Raw genomic sequence first — 16971 nt, 5'->3', positions numbered from 1 at the left:
TTTCACCGCCCGAATACAGAAGTTGATGGCGTAAAGAATGAATACACAAGATTTGGCAAAACTGCGTTCCATAGTGCCCGAGATGCGTCGCGTCCGGCACATTCACTTTGTCGGCATCGGCGGTGCCGGTATGGGCGGTATTGCCGAAGTGTTGGCTAATGAAGGTTACCAGATCAGCGGCTCCGACCTGGCGCCGAATCCGGTGACCCAGCAGCTGTCGCAGCTTGGCGCCACCATTTATTTCAACCATCGCCCGGAAAACGTGCGCGATGCCAGCGTTGTGGTCGTTTCCAGCGCGATTTCTGCGGATAACCCGGAAATCGTCGCCGCGCACGAAGCGCGTATCCCGGTGATCCGTCGTGCGGAAATGCTGGCGGAGCTGATGCGCTTCCGTCACGGGATCGCGATTGCCGGAACTCACGGCAAAACCACTACCACCGCGATGGTGTCCAGTATTTACGCCGAAGCCGGGCTGGATCCGACCTTCGTCAACGGCGGGCTGGTGAAAGCGGCGGGCGTGCATGCCCGTCTCGGCCATAGCCGTTACCTGATTGCGGAAGCGGATGAGAGCGATGCGTCGTTCCTGCATCTGCAGCCGATGGTCGCGATTGTGACCAACATCGAAGCCGACCATATGGATACCTACCATGGCGACTTCGAAAATCTGAAGCAGACCTTTATTAATTTCCTGCACAACCTGCCGTTCTACGGACGCGCGGTAATGTGCGTGGACGATCCGGTTATTCGTGAACTGCTGCCGCGCGTTGGCCGGCAGATCACCACCTACGGTTTCAGCGACGACGCCGACGTTCGCGTAGAAGACTACCGTCAGGTTGGGGCGCAGGGGCATTTCCGCCTGGTGCGTCAGGATAAAGAACTGCTGCAGGTGACGCTCAATGCCCCGGGACGCCATAACGCGCTGAACGCGGCGGCGGCGGTCGCCGTGGCGACGGAAGAGGGGATTGACGATCAGGCGATCCTGCGCGCGCTGGAAAGCTTCCAGGGTACCGGCCGTCGCTTCGACTTTCTTGGCGAATATCCGCTGACGGAAGTCAACGGCAAAGCGGGCAGTGCGATGCTGATCGATGACTACGGTCACCACCCGACGGAAGTCGACGCCACTATCAAAGCGGCGCGTGCCGGCTGGCCGGATAAAAATCTGGTGATGGTATTCCAGCCGCACCGTTATACCCGTACTCGCGATCTGTACGATGATTTCGCCAACGTGCTGACCCAGGTCGATGCGCTGCTGATGCTCGATGTCTACCCGGCAGGCGAAGCGCCGATCCCGGGCGCCGACAGCCGCTCGCTGTGCCGTACGATCCGCGGTCGCGGTAAAGTCGACCCGATTCTGGTATCCGACCCGGCGCAGGCCGCGGCGATGCTGGCGTCGGTGCTGACCGGCAACGATTTAGTGCTGGTGCAAGGTGCCGGAAACATTGGAAAAATCGCCCGTCACCTGGCTGAAATCAAACTGATCCCGCAAAAAACGGAGGAGGAGCGCCATGGCTGATAAAATCGCGGTGCTTTTCGGTGGAACCTCCGCTGAACGTGAAGTGTCGCTGAATTCAGGCGCCGCGGTGCTGGCCGGGCTGCGTGAAGCCGGGGTGGATGCCCATCCGGTTGACCCGCGCGATGTCGATATTACCCAGTTGAAAAAGCTGGGCTTTAAGAAAGCGTTTATTGCACTCCACGGCCGCGGCGGGGAAGATGGCACGCTGCAGGGGCTGTTGGATCTGATCCAGCTGCCTTATACCGGCAGCGGCGTGATGGCTTCGGCGATTTCAATGGATAAACTGCGCAGCAAATGGCTGTGGCAGGGGGCCGGATTACCGGTCGCGCCGTGGGTGGCGCTGACCCGCGCCCAGTTTAGCGCCGGATTATCTGCTGATGTCGAACAGCAGATTGCGGCGCTGGGTCTGCCGCTCATCATCAAGCCCAGCCGCGAAGGCTCCAGCGTCGGGATGTCGAAAGTCAGCGAAAGCTGTGATTTAGCGAGTGCACTCGCGCTGGCTTTTCAGCATGATGATGAAGTTTTGGTCGAAAAATGGCTCAGTGGGCCGGAATTTACCGTCGCCATCGTCGGTGAAGAAATTTTACCGTCAATACGTATCCAGGCGGCTGGAACCTTCTATGATTATGAGGCGAAGTATCTCTCTGATGAGACGCAATATTTCTGCCCAGGATTGGAAGATCCAGCGCGTGAGTCAGCCATTCAGAGCCTGGTGCTTAAAGCCTGGAATGTTCTGGGTTGCAAAGGCTGGGGCCGTATTGACGTGATGCTGGACAGCGATGGCCAGTTTTATCTGCTGGAAGCGAATACTTCCCCGGGCATGACCAGCCATAGCCTTGTACCGATGGCGGCGCGTCAGGCAGGAATGAGCTTCTCCCAGCTTGTTGTACGAATTCTGGACCTGGCGGGGTGATATGTCGCAGGCTGCGCTGAATACGCGGAACCATGAAGAGGACGTTTCTTCTTCGCGTCGGAGTAATGGAACGCGGCTGGCAGGGATCGTTTTCCTGCTGGCGGTGCTGTTTACCGTGCTGGTCAGCGGGTGGATGGTTCTTGGCTGGATGGAAGACGCGCAGCGTTTACCGCTGTCGAAGATGGTGGTGACCGGCGAGCGTCACTATACGCGCAATGATGACATCCGCCAGGCGATCCTGGCGCTGGGTTCGCCGGGCACCTTTATGACTCAGGATGTGAACATCATTCAGAGTCAGATTGAACGTCTGCCATGGATTAAGCAGGCGAGCGTCCGAAAGCAGTGGCCCGATGAATTGAAGATTCATCTGGTTGAATATGTGCCGATTGCACGCTGGAATGATCAACATATGGTGGATGCAGAAGGAAATGCCTTCAGCGTGCCGGCGGATCGCACCAGCAAACAGAATTTACCGATGTTATATGGCCCGGAAGGCAGCGAGAACGAAGTGCTGCAAGGGTACCGTGACATGGGGCAGGTGCTGGCAAAGGATAAATTCACGTTGAAAGTGGCGGCAATGACCGCCCGTCGTTCCTGGCAGTTGACGCTTAATAATGACATTAAGCTCAACCTTGGCCGTGGCGACACCATGAAACGGCTTCAGCGCTTTATGGAACTCTACCCGGTTCTTCAGCAGCAGGCGCAGACCGACGGCAAACGGATTAGCTACGTTGATTTGCGTTATGACTCGGGTGCGGCAGTGGGTTGGGTACCTGCTCCCGCAGAGGAAACTAATCAACAACAGAATCAGGCACAGGCAGAACAACAATGATCAAGGCGACGGACAGAAAACTGGTAGTTGGACTGGAGATTGGCACCGCCAAGGTGGCCGCTTTAGTAGGGGAAGTTCTGCCCGACGGCATGATTAATATCATCGGCGTGGGCAGTTGCCCATCGCGTGGTATGGATAAAGGCGGTGTGAACGACCTCGAGTCGGTGGTGAAATGCGTACAGCGCGCCATCGACCAGGCCGAACTGATGGCGGATTGCCAGATTTCATCAGTTTATTTGGCTCTTTCGGGTAAACATATAAGCTGTCAGAATGAAATCGGGATGGTACCGATTTCTGAAGAAGAAGTGACGCTGGACGACGTCGAGAACGTGGTCCATACCGCGAAGTCGGTTCGCGTACGCGATGAGCATCGCGTCCTGCACGTGATTCCGCAGGAATATGCCATTGACTACCAGGAAGGGATAAAAAACCCGGTAGGGCTGTCCGGCGTGCGTATGCAGGCGAAGGTACATCTGATTACCTGCCATAACGATATGGCGAAAAACATTGTTAAAGCGGTGGAACGTTGTGGTCTGAAAGTTGACCAACTTATTTTCGCCGGTTTAGCGGCCAGTTATTCCGTATTAACAGAAGACGAACGTGAGCTGGGCGTCTGCGTGGTGGATATTGGCGGTGGTACAATGGATATCGCCGTCTATACCGGCGGCGCGCTGCGTCACACCAAAGTGATCCCGTACGCGGGCAACGTGGTGACCAGCGATATCGCCTATGCCTTCGGTACGCCGCCGAGCGACGCCGAAGCCATTAAGGTTCGTCACGGTTGCGCGTTGGGTTCCATCGTCGGTAAAGACGAAAACGTCGAAGTACCGAGCGTAGGCGGACGGCCGCCGCGTAGCCTGCAGCGTCAGACGCTGGCTGAGGTGATTGAACCGCGCTATACCGAACTGCTTAATCTGGTTAATGAAGAGATCCTGCAGCTGCAGGAACAGCTCCGCCAGCAGGGGGTTAAACACCATCTGGCGGCGGGGATTGTGTTAACCGGCGGCGCGGCGCAAATTGAAGGTCTGGCGGCCTGTGCGCAGCGTGTGTTCCATACTCAGGTGCGCATTGGCGCGCCGCTGAACATCACCGGTTTAACGGACTATGCCCAGGAGCCGTATTATTCGACGGCGGTGGGGCTGCTGCACTACGGAAAAGAGTCACATCTGAGTGGTGAAGCGGAAGTCGAAAAACGCGTGACGGCGTCGGTGGGCTCGTGGATTAAGCGACTCAACAGCTGGCTGCGAAAAGAGTTTTAATTTTTTAAGAGAACGCAGACAATTAGCGTTCTCAGGCGACAGGCACAAAACGGAGAGAAACTATGTTTGAACCTATGGAACTGACCAACGACGCGGTGATTAAAGTCATCGGCGTCGGTGGCGGCGGCGGTAATGCCGTTGAACACATGGTGCGCGAGCGCATTGAGGGTGTTGAATTCTTCGCGGTGAACACCGATGCGCAGGCGCTGCGTAAAACGGCTGTTGGCCAGACTATCCAGATCGGTAGCGGTATTACTAAAGGTCTGGGCGCTGGCGCGAACCCGGAAGTCGGCCGTAATGCGGCGGATGAAGACCGTGAAGCGCTGCGCGCGGCCCTTGATGGCGCAGACATGGTGTTCATCGCGGCAGGCATGGGCGGCGGTACCGGTACCGGCGCGGCGCCTGTTGTTGCCGAAGTGGCTAAGGATCTGGGGATCCTCACCGTGGCGGTGGTCACTAAGCCGTTTAATTTTGAAGGCAAGAAGCGCATGGCGTTTGCTGAGCAGGGGATCACCGAGCTGTCCAAGCACGTTGACTCACTGATCACCATCCCGAACGACAAGCTGCTGAAAGTACTTGGCCGCGGCATTTCTCTGCTTGACGCGTTCGGCGCGGCAAACGACGTCCTCAAAGGCGCGGTGCAGGGTATCGCCGAACTGATCACCCGTCCGGGCCTGATGAACGTCGACTTCGCGGACGTCCGTACCGTGATGTCAGAAATGGGCTACGCGATGATGGGCTCCGGCGTGGCGAGCGGTGAAGACCGTGCCGAAGAAGCGGCTGAAATGGCTATCTCTTCTCCGCTGCTGGAAGATATCGACCTGTCCGGCGCGCGCGGCGTGCTGGTTAACATCACCGCGGGCTTCGACCTGCGTCTGGATGAGTTCGAAACCGTGGGTAACACCATCCGCGCATTTGCTTCGGATAACGCCACCGTGGTTATCGGTACCTCTCTGGACCCGGATATGAACGACGAACTGCGCGTCACCGTAGTGGCGACCGGTATCGGCATGGACAAGCGTCCGGAAATTACCCTGGTGACCAACAAACAGGTTCAGCAGCCGGTGATGGATCGCTACCAGCAGCACGGTATGTCCCCGCTGACGCAAGAGCAGAAGCCGGCGGCAAAAGTGGTGAACGACAATACGCCGCAAACCGCGAAAGAGCCGGATTATCTGGATATCCCAGCCTTCCTGCGTAAGCAAGCCGATTAAGAATCGACTGGAAGTTGGGCATCTGCGCTCTTTGTGCTAAACTGGCCTCCCGATAGTGGTGTACACTTCGGTTGGATAGGTAAATTGGCGAGATTATACGATGATCAAACAAAGGACTCTTAAACGTATCGTTCAGGCGACTGGTGTCGGTTTGCATACCGGCAAGAAAGTCACACTGACGTTACGCCCTGCGCCGGCAAATACCGGGGTCATCTATCGTCGCACCGACTTGAATCCACCGGTAGATTTTCCGGCTGATGCCAAATCTGTGCGTGATACCATGCTCTGTACTTGCCTGGTTAATGAGCATGACGTGCGGATTTCTACGGTTGAACACCTGAACGCCGCATTGGCTGGCCTGGGTATCGACAACATTATTGTTGAAGTCGATGCACCGGAAATCCCGATTATGGACGGCAGTGCGGCTCCGTTCGTTTATTTGTTGCTGGACGCCGGCATCGATGAACTGAACTGCGCCAAGAAATTTGTACGTATCAAAGAGACGGTTCGCGTCGAAGATGGCGACAAATGGGCTGAATTCAAACCGTACAATGGTTTTTCGCTGGACTTCACCATCGATTTTAACCATCCGGCGATTGATGCCAGCACCCAGCGCTATACGCTGAACTTCTCGGCCGATGCGTTCATGCGTCAGATTAGTCGTGCGCGTACGTTCGGTTTCATGCGCGATATCGAATATCTGCAGTCCCGCGGCCTGTGCCTGGGCGGCAGCTTCGATTGTGCCATCGTTGTTGACGATTATCGCGTACTGAACGAAGACGGTCTGCGCTTTGAAGACGAATTTGTTCGCCACAAAATGCTGGATGCGATCGGTGACCTGTTTATGTGTGGTCACAACATTATCGGCGCATTCACGGCGTACAAATCGGGTCACGCGTTGAATAACAAACTGCTGCAGGCTGTTCTGGCAAAACAGGAAGCCTGGGAGTATGTGACCTTCGAAGACGACGCAAAACTGCCAATGGCGTTCCGCGCACCGTCGATGGTTTTGGCGTAAGCCTGACCATTCAGTAAATTCGACTGGTAACCTGGTACTCTCTCCGACCAGGGAACCAGTCGTTTTTCTTTTATAGCCTCTTCCCGTTATTTTTCGCTGCGATTTCTGGGTAATAATTAGCGCGCGTTCGCTGCTTTATTAAGCGTTTTCCCCGGGCAACAGCCTTCATTCATGCTGCCTCAGCGCGCTATTAATGTTAGTATTTGAGCGCAAAATTATTTCTCCGGGTTGCTTTACCCCGTGGACATCATGCTGTCCTGCGAAAAACGTTAATAAAGAGACAGCCTGAACGACAACGGGTATACCAAAGAAAGGTAATGAACGTGAGTGGATTGCTGACGCGCTGGCGACAGTTTGGCAGACGGTATTTTTGGCCGCATCTCCTGTTGGGGATGGTCGCGGCCAGCCTCGGCCTGCCTGCGCTAAGCAACGGCCATGAGACCGCGACGCCCGCGAAGGCGACCGCCAGCAACCATAATCCGAGCAAAGTTAATTTCTCCCAGCTGGCGCTGCTGGAGACGAATCGCCGGCCAAACTTTACCGTCGACTACTGGCATCAGCACGCCATTCGCACCGTTATTCGTCATCTCTCTTTCGCCATGGCGCCGCAGGCCTTGCCGGTGGCGGAAGAAGCGTCCCCGCTGCAGGCGCAGCATCTGGCGCTGCTCGACACGCTCAGCGCGCTGCTGACGCAGGACAGTACGCCGCCGGTGGTGTTCCGCCAGGCAGCGTATATCCCTTCCTCATATTCTGCCTTCCGCGTCAGCGCCTGGATAAGCCAGGTGGCGGGGATCCGCGCAGGGCCTCAACGTCTCAGCTGAAAATAACCACGGACTATCCTATTTTTTGTGACTCCGCACCGCGGGGCGTTTGAGATTTTATTATGCTTATTAAAATGTTAACCAAGGTTTTCGGCAGCCGTAACGACCGTACGCTGCGTCGTATGCGCAAAGTCGTCAATATCATCAACGGTATGGAACCGGCGATGGAAAAACTCTCTGATGACGAGCTGAAAGCGAAAACCGCTGAATTCCGCGCGCGCCTGGAAAAAGGCGAAGTACTGGAAAACCTGATCCCTGAAGCTTTCGCCGTCGTTCGCGAAGCCAGTAAGCGCGTGTTCGGCATGCGTCACTTCGACGTCCAGCTGCTGGGCGGTATGGTGCTTAACGATCGCTGCATCGCCGAGATGCGTACCGGTGAAGGTAAAACCCTGACCGCGACCCTGCCGGCCTACCTCAACGCGCTGACCGGCAAAGGCGTTCACGTGGTGACCGTCAACGATTATCTGGCCCAGCGTGACGCCGAAAATAACCGCCCGCTGTTCGAATTCCTCGGCATGACCGTTGGCATCAACATGTCCGGCCTGCCGGCGCCGGCGAAGCGTGAAGCCTACGCTGCCGATATCACCTATGGCACCAACAACGAATACGGCTTCGATTACCTGCGCGACAACATGGCCTTCAGCCCGGAAGAGCGCGTTCAGCGTAAACTGCACTATGCGCTGGTGGATGAGGTGGACTCCATCTTGATCGATGAGGCGCGTACCCCGCTGATCATTTCCGGCCCGGCGGAAGACAGCTCTGAAATGTACCGCAAGGTCAACAAGATCATTCCACACCTGATCCGTCAGGAAAAAGAGGATTCGGACACCTTCACCGGCGAAGGCCACTTCTCGGTGGATGAAAAAGCGCGTCAGGTTAACCTGACCGAACGCGGTCTGGTGCTGATTGAAGAGCTGCTGGTACAGGAAGGCATTATGGATGAAGGTGAGTCCCTGTACTCCCCGACCAACATTATGCTGATGCACCACGTTACCGCCGCGCTGCGCGCCCATGCGCTGTTCACCCGCGACGTTGACTACATCGTTAAAGATGGTGAAGTTATCATCGTTGATGAGCACACTGGCCGTACGATGCAGGGCCGCCGCTGGTCCGATGGCCTGCACCAGGCCGTTGAGGCCAAAGAGGGCGTGGAGATCCAGAACGAGAACCAGACCCTGGCCTCTATCACCTTCCAGAACTATTTCCGTCTGTATGAGAAACTGGCGGGGATGACCGGTACCGCCGATACTGAAGCCTTTGAATTCAGCTCCATCTATAAGCTGGATACCGTGGTCGTCCCGACCAACCGTCCGATGATCCGTAAAGACATGGCGGATCTGGTCTATATGACCGAAGCGGAAAAAATTCAGGCGATTATCGAAGATATTAAAACCCGTACCGCAGCCGGTCAGCCGGTGTTGGTGGGGACAATCTCGATCGAGAAATCGGAAGTGGTTTCCCGTGAGCTAACCAAAGCCGGCATTAAGCACAACGTTCTGAACGCCAAGTTCCACGCCAGCGAAGCGGACATCGTCGCCCAGGCAGGCTATCCTTCCGCGGTGACCATCGCTACCAACATGGCGGGCCGTGGTACCGATATTATGCTCGGCGGTAGCTGGCAGGCGGAAGTCGCGGCGCTGGAAAACCCAACGCCTGAGCAGATTGAACAAATCAAAGCCGACTGGCAGGTGCGCCACGATGCGGTACTGGCCGCAGGCGGCCTGCACATCATCGGTACCGAGCGTCATGAATCACGCCGTATCGATAACCAGCTGCGCGGCCGTGCCGGTCGTCAGGGGGATGCCGGTTCTTCCCGCTTCTACCTGTCGATGGAAGATGCCCTGATGCGTATCTTCGCCTCCGATCGCGTATCCGGCATGATGCGTAAACTGGGGATGAAACCCGGCGAAGCCATTGAGCACCCGTGGGTCACCAAGGCTATCGCCAACGCACAGCGTAAAGTCGAGAGCCGTAACTTCGATATTCGTAAGCAGCTGCTGGAATATGATGATGTGGCCAACGACCAGCGCCGGGCAATTTACACCCAGCGTAACGAACTGCTGGACGTGTCTGATGTCAGCGAAACCATCAACAGCATCCGCGAAGACGTGTTTAAGGCGACTATCGATGCCCATATTCCGCCGCAGTCGCTGGAGGAAATGTGGGATATCGAAGGCCTGCAGGAGCGTCTGAAAAACGACTTCGACCTCGACCTGCCAATCAAAGAGTGGCTGGATAAAGAGCCGGAGCTGCATGAAGAGACCCTGCGCGAACGTATTCTGCAGAGCGCGGTAGAAACCTACCAGCGTAAAGAAGAAGTGGTCGGCGCTGAAATGATGCGCCACTTCGAGAAAGGCGTGATGCTGCAGACCCTGGATTCGCTGTGGAAAGAACACCTGGCGGCGATGGACTACCTGCGCCAGGGTATCCACCTGCGCGGCTATGCGCAGAAAGATCCGAAGCAGGAGTACAAGCGCGAATCGTTCTCTATGTTTGCCGCGATGCTGGAGTCACTGAAGTATGAAGTGATCAGCACCCTGAGCAAAGTGCAGGTGCGGATGCCGGAAGAAGTCGAGGCGATGGAGCAGCAGCGTCGTGAAGAGGCCGAGCGCCTGGCGCAGATGCAGCAGCTCAGCCATCAGAGCGATGATGAAGCCGCTGCACAGGATCTGGCGGCGCAAACCGGCGAACGTAAAGTGGGGCGTAACGATCCCTGCCCCTGCGGTTCCGGTAAAAAATACAAACAGTGCCATGGCCGTCTGAGCTAAGGGCTGATAAAAAAACAAAGGCGCAGAGTTCTGCGCCTTTTTTATGGAGCTGATTCAATGAAAAAACTGCAAATCGCCGTAGGGATAATTCGCAATCCAGAAGGCGACATCTTTATTACCCAGCGCGCCGCCGATGCCCATATGGCGAATAAACTGGAGTTCCCGGGCGGGAAGATTGAATCTGCTGAAACGCCAGAGCAGGCATTGATCCGCGAGCTACAGGAAGAGGTGGGGATTACGGTCACCACGTTTTCACTATTTGATAAGCTGGAGTATCAGTTCCCCGATCGCCACATTACGCTGTGGTTTTTCCTCGTGGAAAGCTGGGAAGGCGAGCCCTGGGGCAAAGAGGGGCAGCCGGGACAGTGGATGGCGCGGCAGGCGCTGGATCCGGCGGCGTTTCCCCCGGCGAATGAACCGGTTATCCGCAAACTTATCGCCCAGGGCTGAGCCCCGGGTCGGGAGACTAACCCAACAGGTGTTGGGTTAGCGTGCCGTCAAATCAGGGCTGCTGTTCGCTCCAGTCATCGCTATCGGAGAGATCGCCCGCGCTGGGGATGCGCTTCTCCTCTGCTGCCCATTCTCCCAAATCGATCAGCTGGCAGCGCTTGCTGCAGAACGGACGATAGGGGCTTTGTTCGCCCCAAACCACATTTTTGCCGCAGGTCGGACAATTGACGATAGTCTCTTCTGACATGTTATCTCCTTAACAGCAGGCCAGTTCAAAATCAAAGCGCTCCGGCACGATCCCATACTCACTGTCCAGCGGCAGGAAGCGGATGGCGAAACGGCTCTTATGGCCGGAGATCTGCGGATAAAGCTGGTGGGCCAGATCGAGACGCAGGCGCAGCAGATCGGCATCTTCGCCATTATCCTGATAAAAGCCATTGAGGCTGGTCTGTTTGCGAAACTGCCCGGAGTTACGGATCAGATCGAGGATCAGGCTCAGGGACTGGACCAAAGGATCGAGGCTGGCAAGCCAGCTGGCCACCTGCTCGTCACGATGCGCCTGCGGCATATGGAGCCAGATATGCAGGGTCGGTAAATCGAAGCTGCAGCAGCCTCCAGGGATACTCAGACGCTGACGCACTAGCGCAATCAGGCGATCTTCACGCAGAAACTGACCAATGCGCGGCGCGGCCATCAGGGTGCTGGAAGACTGCTTGAGCTGCTGGCGCAGCGCGTTAATGCGCTCCTGATCGACTCCCGGCACTTCTGCCCAGGACTGGAGCTTACGCTGCTGGCGCTCCAGCTCTTTGACCAGATCGGTACGCACCTCGCCGCGCTCCAGGACATCCAGCAGATCGCCGGCGTTACGGAAAAAATGGAGCGCATCGGCATGGCTGGCAATCATCGGATGGAAAGCCATCTGCTGGATCAGAAATTCGATGCGCAGCCAGGTGCGCATTTTCTCATTAAGAGGATGTTCAAACAGAACGGGGGTATGCATTACGAGTTTTCCTGTGAGGCGGCCTGCGATGCCAGCGTTAAATACTTTTCGTGCAGGCGGGCAACATCCGATGCCACTGCATCCGGCGTGCCAGTGTTTTCAATAACATCGTCCGCGACGGTCAGGCGCTGCTCGCGCGTGGCCTGGGCGGCAAGAATATGTTCAGCATGTTCGCGGCTGACCTTATCGCGCAGCATGGTGCGTTCGATTTGCGTCTCTTTTGGCACATCGACGACCAGGACGCGATCGGCCTGGCTGGACAGGCGGTTTTCGACCAGCAAAGGTACGACCCAGAGGAGATAAGGGGAGATGGCGGCCTGCATCTGGCGGCGCGTTTCCTGCTGAATTAGCGGATGCAACAGCGCGTTGAGCCAGGCTTTTTCCTCCACCTGAGCGAAAATTTTTTCCCGCAGCAGACGGCGGTTTAGCGTGCCGTCGGGAGCGATCATCTGTGGCCCGAAGTGGCCGGCAATGGCCTGGAGCGCCGGGGTGCCGGGTTCGACCACCTGGCGGGCGATAACATCGGCATCGATAACGTTAATCCCGAGCTGCGCGAAGGCGTCGGCAACCGTACTTTTACCGCTGCCAATCCCGCCTGTTAACGCGACTGTGTACCCCATATCTTCTGACCCTGAAACGGATTGCTCGTATTTTTTGGTATTCAGACAGCGAGGACGGGCAGTATGCCGGAGAGGCGACAGCGATCTTGTCGTGATGGCCCCGTGCCAACCGGGAGCGCCGTCCGCTATTCTGTTTATTTTAATCAAGCAAATCAAATGGTTAAAAATAATACGCTGGCGGGTGGAGACATAAGCGTTTTTTTCTCCATTCACCAGGTAAATTTATACGATTGTAGCGTAAAAAAAGTGAAAATCGCAGTCTTGCGCGGGCCTGATTCGTGCGTATGATAACGTCACTGGAGTTGTGCTCTTACATTAATGCCATTAACCCCAGGAATTCGCACATGCGTATTGAAGAAGATCTGAAGCTTGGTTTCAAAGACGTTCTTATCCGCCCGAAACGCTCTACCCTCAAAAGCCGTTCTGATGTTGAGCTGGAACGTGAATTCACCTTTAAACATTCAGGCCTGACCTGGTCCGGCGTGCCGATTATTGCGGCAAACATGGATACCGTCGGCACCTTCAGCATGGCGAAAGCGCTGGCCACTTTTGGCATTCTTACCGCAGTACACAAGCACTACACCGCAGAAGAATGGCAGGCGTTTGTCCAGAGCGTATCCGCAGACGTTCTCAAGCATGTGATGGTTTCCACCGGTACTTCCGACGCGGATTTCGATAAAACGCAACAGATCCTCTCTGAGAACCCACAGTTGAATTTTGTGTGCATTGACGTCGCCAATGGCTACTCTGAACACTTCGTACAGTTTGTGGCGAAGGCGCGCGAAGCCTGGCCGCAAAAAACCATTATCGCCGGGAACGTGGTCACCGGTGAAATGTGCGAAGAGCTGATCCTCTCCGGCGCCGATATCGTCAAAGTTGGCATTGGCCCGGGGTCCGTTTGCACCACCCGTGTCAAAACCGGGGTCGGCTACCCGCAGCTCTCCGCCGTGATCGAGTGTGCTGATGCCGCACACGGCCTTGGCGGCCAGATCATCAGCGATGGCGGTTGCACCATGCCGGGCGATGTGGCGAAAGCCTTCGGCGGCGGCGCTGATTTCGTGATGCTCGGCGGTATGCTGGCGGGCCACGAAGAGAGCGGCGGTACTGTGGTTGAAGAGAACGGTGAAAAATTCATGCTGTTTTACGGCATGAGCTCCGAGTCGGCGATGACCCGCCATGTGGGCGGTGTCGCGAAATACCGCGCGGCGGAAGGGAAAACCGTGAAGCTGCCGCTGCGTGGCCCGGTGGACAATACCGCGCGCGACATTCTCGGCGGCCTGCGTTCAGCCTGCACCTACGTTGGCGCCTCGCGACTGAAAGAGCTGACCAAACGCACCACCTTTATCCGCGTTCAGGAACAAGAGAACCGGGTATTCAACAGCCTGTAACCGGCTGCGCTGGCGCCTGCGCGGTGCCAGCGTTTCTCATCCTCCCGCTCCGCCAATGGCATCGCCCAGGTGAAAAACGGGCAAATACATCGCCACCACCAGGATCCCAACCAGCGAGCCGGTTATTACCAGCATCAGGGGTTCCAGATGCGCAGCCAGACTGTCGGCTCGCTGATGGGTCTGCTCACGATGATGATGCGCCAGGTTTTCCAGCATCTGATCCAGCGCCCCCGCGCTTTCCCCCGTGCGGATGAGCTGCAGACACAGCGGTGTAAAACCGCCGCAGCGGCTTAACGCCTGCCAGATCGGATCCCCCTGAACGATCAGCGCGCGGGCCTGCGCCAGGCGCTGGCGCCACAGCGGGCACGACAGGGTCTCTTCAACGCTTTGCAGCCCCTGCAGAAAGCTGATACCGGCGCTTTGGGTTAACGCCAGAACGGTGAATATCAGGCTCAGCTGTTGGCCGCCGATCAGGGGGCCGACGAGAGGGAGCGCGTTAAGCAGCTGCTGGCGACGCAGCAGCCAGTCGGCGCGCTGCCGGACCAGCTGGTTGAGCAGCAGCGGGCTCAGCAGAAAGGCCAACAGCAACGGCCAGCCGCGGCTCAGCATGTCGCCTGCCGCAATAACCATTCGCGTCAACAACGGCAGCGGCGTATTGAACGTCTGGTAGATGGCGGTGAATTCGGGAAGGACAAAATAGAGCATTCCAAGCACCACCAGCAGCGCCAGAGTGAGCACGATTAGCGGGTAGCGCAGCGCCTTTTTGACCTTGCCGGCAAGCCGCTGCTGCTCCTGCTGCTGGTTGGCCAGCTGCTGGCAGCAAATATCGAGCTTGCCCGTCAGTTCGCCGGTGCTAATCATCGCCAGATACAGTGGCGGAAAAGCCTGCGGCCACTGCGCCAGTGCGGCAGAGAAGGCTACGCCCTGGGCCAGTTCGCGGCCCAGCGCCTCAAGCAGCGCCTGCCACTGCGCATGCGGTTGCTGCTGCGCCAACAGCGATAACCCTTCCGCCAGCGGTAGCCCGGCCTGCAGCAGGGTTGCCAACTGGCGGATGGTTTCGCTGCTGTAGCGCGGGTGCCACAGGCTTTGCTTCACCGAACAGCGGCGTATAGCCAGCGGCATGATGCGCTGCTGCTGGAGGTGATGCAGCACCTCCGGACGACTGGCTTGCCATAGCATCCCCTGACAAGGAGCGCCTTGTGCATCGACGCCTCGCCAGCGCCAGAGACGCTTAGTCGCCATGGGGGATCCCCAGCACCCGCACCACCTCTTCGAGGCTCGTCAACCCCTGTTCGATAGCCTGACATCCGCTTTCAAAAAGCGTCATCATGCCCGCGGCTCGCGCCAGAGATTCGATCTCAAGGGCGTTGAGTCCCTGGACTATCCCCTGACGTAGCCCCGGGGTGACAGGCAAGACCTCAAACAGCGCCAGACGGCCATGATACCCGTGATAACAGTTTTCGCAGCCTGCTGCCTGCCAGCGCGGCAGCGGGCGGGGCCACAGACTGTGCGGCAGGTCGGCGGCGCTGCCGGCATTGCGCCGGCAGTGGGGGCACAGCTTGCGGACCAGACGCTGGGCGATAACCAGCGAGAGCGCAGAAGAGATCATCCAGCGGGCGATGCCCATTTGCTGCAGGCGAGTGAGGGTTTCGCTGGTGGAATTGGTGTGCAGGGTAGAGAGCACCAGATGGCCCGTTTGAGCGGCTTTCAGCGCGATTTCAGCGGTTTCGGCATCGCGGATTTCACCCACCATCACAATATCCGGGTCCTGGCGTAACAGGGCGCGCAGCACGCTGTGAAAGGTCAGCCCGGCGCGCGGATTGTTTTGCGTCTGGTTCATCCCGGCGATAGGGATCTCCAGAGGATCCTCGACGCTACAGATGTTCACTTGCTCCCGGTTTCGGGCCTGCAGGGCGCTGTAGAGGGTCACCGTTTTCCCGCTTCCGGTTGGGCCAGTGACCAACAGCAGCCCCTGTGGCTGATTCAGGGCCTGGCGAAAGGCCGCCAGCTGAGAGGATGAGAGGCCGAGAGCCTCCAGATCCAGCGCCTGGTCAACCTGATGCAGAAGGCGCAGGACAATTTTCTCGCCATAGCGGCAGGGCAGGGTGGCGATGCGAAAGGAGAGCGGCCGTCCGGCGAGGTTCAGCGCGAACTGACCATCCTGCGGCAAACGATGCTCAGCGATATCGAGATTGGCCATCACCTTGAGTCGTGCGATAACCGGCGCGGCCAGATCGGGCGCCAGCAGCGGCAGAGCGTGTAGCACGCCATCGACACGCAGGCGGATCCTTAAGTGCGCTTCCGTGGGCTCGATATGAATATCGGACGCCCGCTGACGCAGGGCCTGCTCGAGGATCTGGTTGACCCGCTCGGCGATGTTTTCCGGCCCTGCATTTTGCGCCAGCAGCGCCTGCTTTTCCTGGACTTGCAGGCGCTTATCCATCTGCTCCTGGCTCCAGCATTCAATATCGATCCGTTTTTGCGTCGCGAAACGCAGTGCCTCCATTAGCTCCGTCGGTGGGGTATCGACCACCGCAATGGATATCGTCTGCTCATCGCTGTGCAGCAGCAGGGCGTGATGGCGACGACAGAGAGGGATCAGCTGTTCTGTTTTCATGTTGTCGCCCTCACTTCACCCGGAAGACGTCTTCGCAGGCCTGCTGAAGTGCGCTGTTGTCGGTGATAGTGCAGACCCGCTGCCAACCGGTGACGCCTTCGGCGTTATCCCAGGTCGGGGTCAGGGTGACGCCCAGTCCGTTGAGACTTTCCTGGCCGGTGAGGGTAACGACGCCTTTGGCCACGCTCATGGCGGAGAGGTAGCGCGTGGTTGTTGGCGAGGGGATGCCATTGCTGCCGCCGTCGCATGTCGTCAGGCCGCCATGATCGAGCGCGCAAAGTTCGATTGCCGTCCGGTAGGGGACAAAGGTCTGCAGCAGGTCGGTGAGGGCGGCTTTACGCAGGTAGTTCTGGTAGGCCGGGATGCCGATGGCGCTGAGAATGGCGATGATGCCGATGACCACCATCAGTTCAATCAGGGTAAAACCTCGTTGTTTATCCATAAGTCGCTCCTTGTTGTGACAGGAGCACTGTGACGGGATTCTGGGGGGCAGGCGAGGAGACGAAAACGATCCGGGAAACCGGGTTCCAGGGTTTTTACCGGTATTGCATGGCGAGC

The 16971-nt window shown here is 57.5% G+C and carries 16 protein-coding genes; 10 read left to right on the top strand and 6 right to left on the bottom strand.

The window, feature by feature from the left end:
* Positions 1-37 precede the first annotated feature (37 nt).
* From murC to mutT, 9 genes are all read left to right on the top strand, one after another.
* Positions 38-1513 carry a UDP-N-acetylmuramate--L-alanine ligase gene (gene murC / locus ABLV52_RS20865; RefSeq protein WP_023291982.1) on the top strand — a complete coding sequence of 492 codons (1476 nt, stop codon included), beginning with the start codon at positions 38-40 and terminating at the stop codon, positions 1511-1513.
* Positions 1506-2426 carry a D-alanine--D-alanine ligase gene (locus tag ABLV52_RS20860; RefSeq protein WP_085551405.1) on the top strand — a complete coding sequence of 307 codons (921 nt, stop codon included), beginning with the start codon at positions 1506-1508 and terminating at the stop codon, positions 2424-2426. Before murC ends, ABLV52_RS20860 begins: the two co-directional genes overlap by 8 nt.
* Before the next feature lies 1 nt (position 2427).
* Complete coding sequence (gene ftsQ / locus ABLV52_RS20855) at positions 2428-3258, top strand: cell division protein FtsQ (protein ID WP_004204342.1); 831 nt, start codon at positions 2428-2430, stop codon at positions 3256-3258.
* The gene (gene ftsA / locus ABLV52_RS20850) at positions 3255-4517 is read left to right on the top strand and encodes a cell division protein FtsA (RefSeq protein WP_004204343.1); all 1263 of its coding nucleotides are present in this window, start codon (positions 3255-3257) and stop codon (positions 4515-4517) included. The genes ftsQ and ftsA overlap by 4 nt, the downstream gene beginning before the upstream one ends.
* A gap of 62 nt (positions 4518-4579) precedes the next feature.
* A complete protein-coding gene (ftsZ, locus tag ABLV52_RS20845; RefSeq protein WP_002888628.1) occupies positions 4580-5731 on the top strand; it encodes a cell division protein FtsZ in 1152 nt (383 codons plus the stop codon).
* A 100-nt stretch (positions 5732-5831) separates the two neighbouring features.
* The gene (gene lpxC / locus ABLV52_RS20840; protein WP_002888632.1) at positions 5832-6749 is read left to right on the top strand and encodes a UDP-3-O-acyl-N-acetylglucosamine deacetylase; all 918 of its coding nucleotides are present in this window, start codon (positions 5832-5834) and stop codon (positions 6747-6749) included.
* Positions 6750-7072: 323 nt separating this feature from the next.
* On the top strand, positions 7073-7570 hold the full coding sequence (gene secM / locus ABLV52_RS20835; RefSeq protein ID WP_196531386.1) for a secA translation cis-regulator SecM: 498 nt from the start codon (positions 7073-7075) through the stop codon (positions 7568-7570).
* Positions 7571-7632: 62 nt separating this feature from the next.
* Complete coding sequence (gene secA / locus ABLV52_RS20830; protein ID WP_023291985.1) at positions 7633-10338, top strand: preprotein translocase subunit SecA; 2706 nt, start codon at positions 7633-7635, stop codon at positions 10336-10338.
* 57 nt (positions 10339-10395) lie between these two features.
* On the top strand, positions 10396-10788 hold the full coding sequence (gene mutT / locus ABLV52_RS20825) for an 8-oxo-dGTP diphosphatase MutT (RefSeq protein ID WP_004204347.1): 393 nt from the start codon (positions 10396-10398) through the stop codon (positions 10786-10788).
* Positions 10789-10840: 52 nt separating this feature from the next.
* On the opposite strand, the gene yacG is transcribed toward mutT, so the two are convergent.
* The 3 genes from yacG to coaE are packed head-to-tail and all read right to left on the bottom strand — an operon-like array spanning position 10841 to position 12408.
* A complete protein-coding gene (yacG, locus tag ABLV52_RS20820; RefSeq protein WP_004204348.1) occupies positions 10841-11035 on the bottom strand; it encodes a DNA gyrase inhibitor YacG in 195 nt (64 codons plus the stop codon).
* A gap of 9 nt (positions 11036-11044) precedes the next feature.
* Positions 11045-11788, bottom strand: coding sequence for a cell division protein ZapD (gene zapD, locus ABLV52_RS20815; RefSeq protein WP_017901182.1), 744 nt, complete (start codon positions 11786-11788; stop codon positions 11045-11047).
* Entirely contained in the window at positions 11788-12408 is a 621-nt protein-coding gene (gene coaE, locus ABLV52_RS20810) for a dephospho-CoA kinase (RefSeq protein WP_348890893.1), read from the bottom strand. Before coaE ends, zapD begins: the two co-directional genes overlap by 1 nt.
* A 344-nt stretch (positions 12409-12752) precedes the next feature.
* Here coaE and ABLV52_RS20805 point away from each other — a divergent pair, with 344 nt between their 5' ends.
* Complete coding sequence (locus tag ABLV52_RS20805) at positions 12753-13796, top strand: GMP reductase (protein ID WP_023291988.1); 1044 nt, start codon at positions 12753-12755, stop codon at positions 13794-13796.
* 36 nt (positions 13797-13832) lie between these two features.
* Here ABLV52_RS20805 and hofC read toward each other — a convergent pair whose 3' ends face one another.
* Genes hofC through ppdD form a run of 3 tightly spaced genes read right to left on the bottom strand, consistent with a single transcriptional unit; the run spans position 13833 to position 16855 of the window.
* Positions 13833-15038 (bottom strand): protein transport protein HofC, encoded by a 1206-nt coding sequence (hofC, locus tag ABLV52_RS20800; RefSeq protein WP_032453844.1) that lies wholly within the window; start codon positions 15036-15038, stop codon positions 13833-13835.
* Entirely contained in the window at positions 15028-16413 is a 1386-nt protein-coding gene (gene gspE / locus ABLV52_RS20795) for a type II secretion system protein GspE (RefSeq protein WP_348890892.1), read from the bottom strand. Before gspE ends, hofC begins: the two co-directional genes overlap by 11 nt.
* Before the next feature lie 10 nt (positions 16414-16423).
* Positions 16424-16855, bottom strand: coding sequence for a prepilin peptidase-dependent pilin (gene ppdD / locus ABLV52_RS20790; protein WP_004204358.1), 432 nt, complete (start codon positions 16853-16855; stop codon positions 16424-16426).
* Between the last annotated feature and the right edge of the window lie 116 nt (positions 16856-16971).

Origin of the sequence: Klebsiella sp. GB_Kp056 (assembly GCF_040064755.1) — a bacterium.
Lineage (GTDB): Bacteria > Pseudomonadota > Gammaproteobacteria > Enterobacterales > Enterobacteriaceae > Klebsiella > Klebsiella quasipneumoniae.
This window is presented reverse-complemented; position numbering and strand designations above follow the sequence as displayed.

Coding starts and splice junctions, on each gene's coding strand:
- ABLV52_RS20860 (WP_085551405.1), top strand. CDS start 1,506: ATGGCTGATAAAATCGCGGTGCTTTTCGGTGGAACCTCCGCTGAACGT.
- ppdD (WP_004204358.1), bottom strand. CDS start 16,855: ATGGATAAACAACGAGGTTTTACCCTGATTGAACTGATGGTGGTCATC.
- mutT (WP_004204347.1), top strand. CDS start 10,396: ATGAAAAAACTGCAAATCGCCGTAGGGATAATTCGCAATCCAGAAGGC.
- ftsZ (WP_002888628.1), top strand. CDS start 4,580: ATGTTTGAACCTATGGAACTGACCAACGACGCGGTGATTAAAGTCATC.
- yacG (WP_004204348.1), bottom strand. CDS start 11,035: ATGTCAGAAGAGACTATCGTCAATTGTCCGACCTGCGGCAAAAATGTG.
- coaE (WP_348890893.1), bottom strand. CDS start 12,408: ATGGGGTACACAGTCGCGTTAACAGGCGGGATTGGCAGCGGTAAAAGT.
- murC (WP_023291982.1), top strand. CDS start 38: ATGAATACACAAGATTTGGCAAAACTGCGTTCCATAGTGCCCGAGATG.
- lpxC (WP_002888632.1), top strand. CDS start 5,832: ATGATCAAACAAAGGACTCTTAAACGTATCGTTCAGGCGACTGGTGTC.
- secA (WP_023291985.1), top strand. CDS start 7,633: ATGCTTATTAAAATGTTAACCAAGGTTTTCGGCAGCCGTAACGACCGT.
- ABLV52_RS20805 (WP_023291988.1), top strand. CDS start 12,753: ATGCGTATTGAAGAAGATCTGAAGCTTGGTTTCAAAGACGTTCTTATC.
- zapD (WP_017901182.1), bottom strand. CDS start 11,788: ATGCATACCCCCGTTCTGTTTGAACATCCTCTTAATGAGAAAATGCGC.
- ftsQ (WP_004204342.1), top strand. CDS start 2,428: ATGTCGCAGGCTGCGCTGAATACGCGGAACCATGAAGAGGACGTTTCT.
- hofC (WP_032453844.1), bottom strand. CDS start 15,038: ATGGCGACTAAGCGTCTCTGGCGCTGGCGAGGCGTCGATGCACAAGGC.
- ftsA (WP_004204343.1), top strand. CDS start 3,255: ATGATCAAGGCGACGGACAGAAAACTGGTAGTTGGACTGGAGATTGGC.
- gspE (WP_348890892.1), bottom strand. CDS start 16,413: ATGAAAACAGAACAGCTGATCCCTCTCTGTCGTCGCCATCACGCCCTG.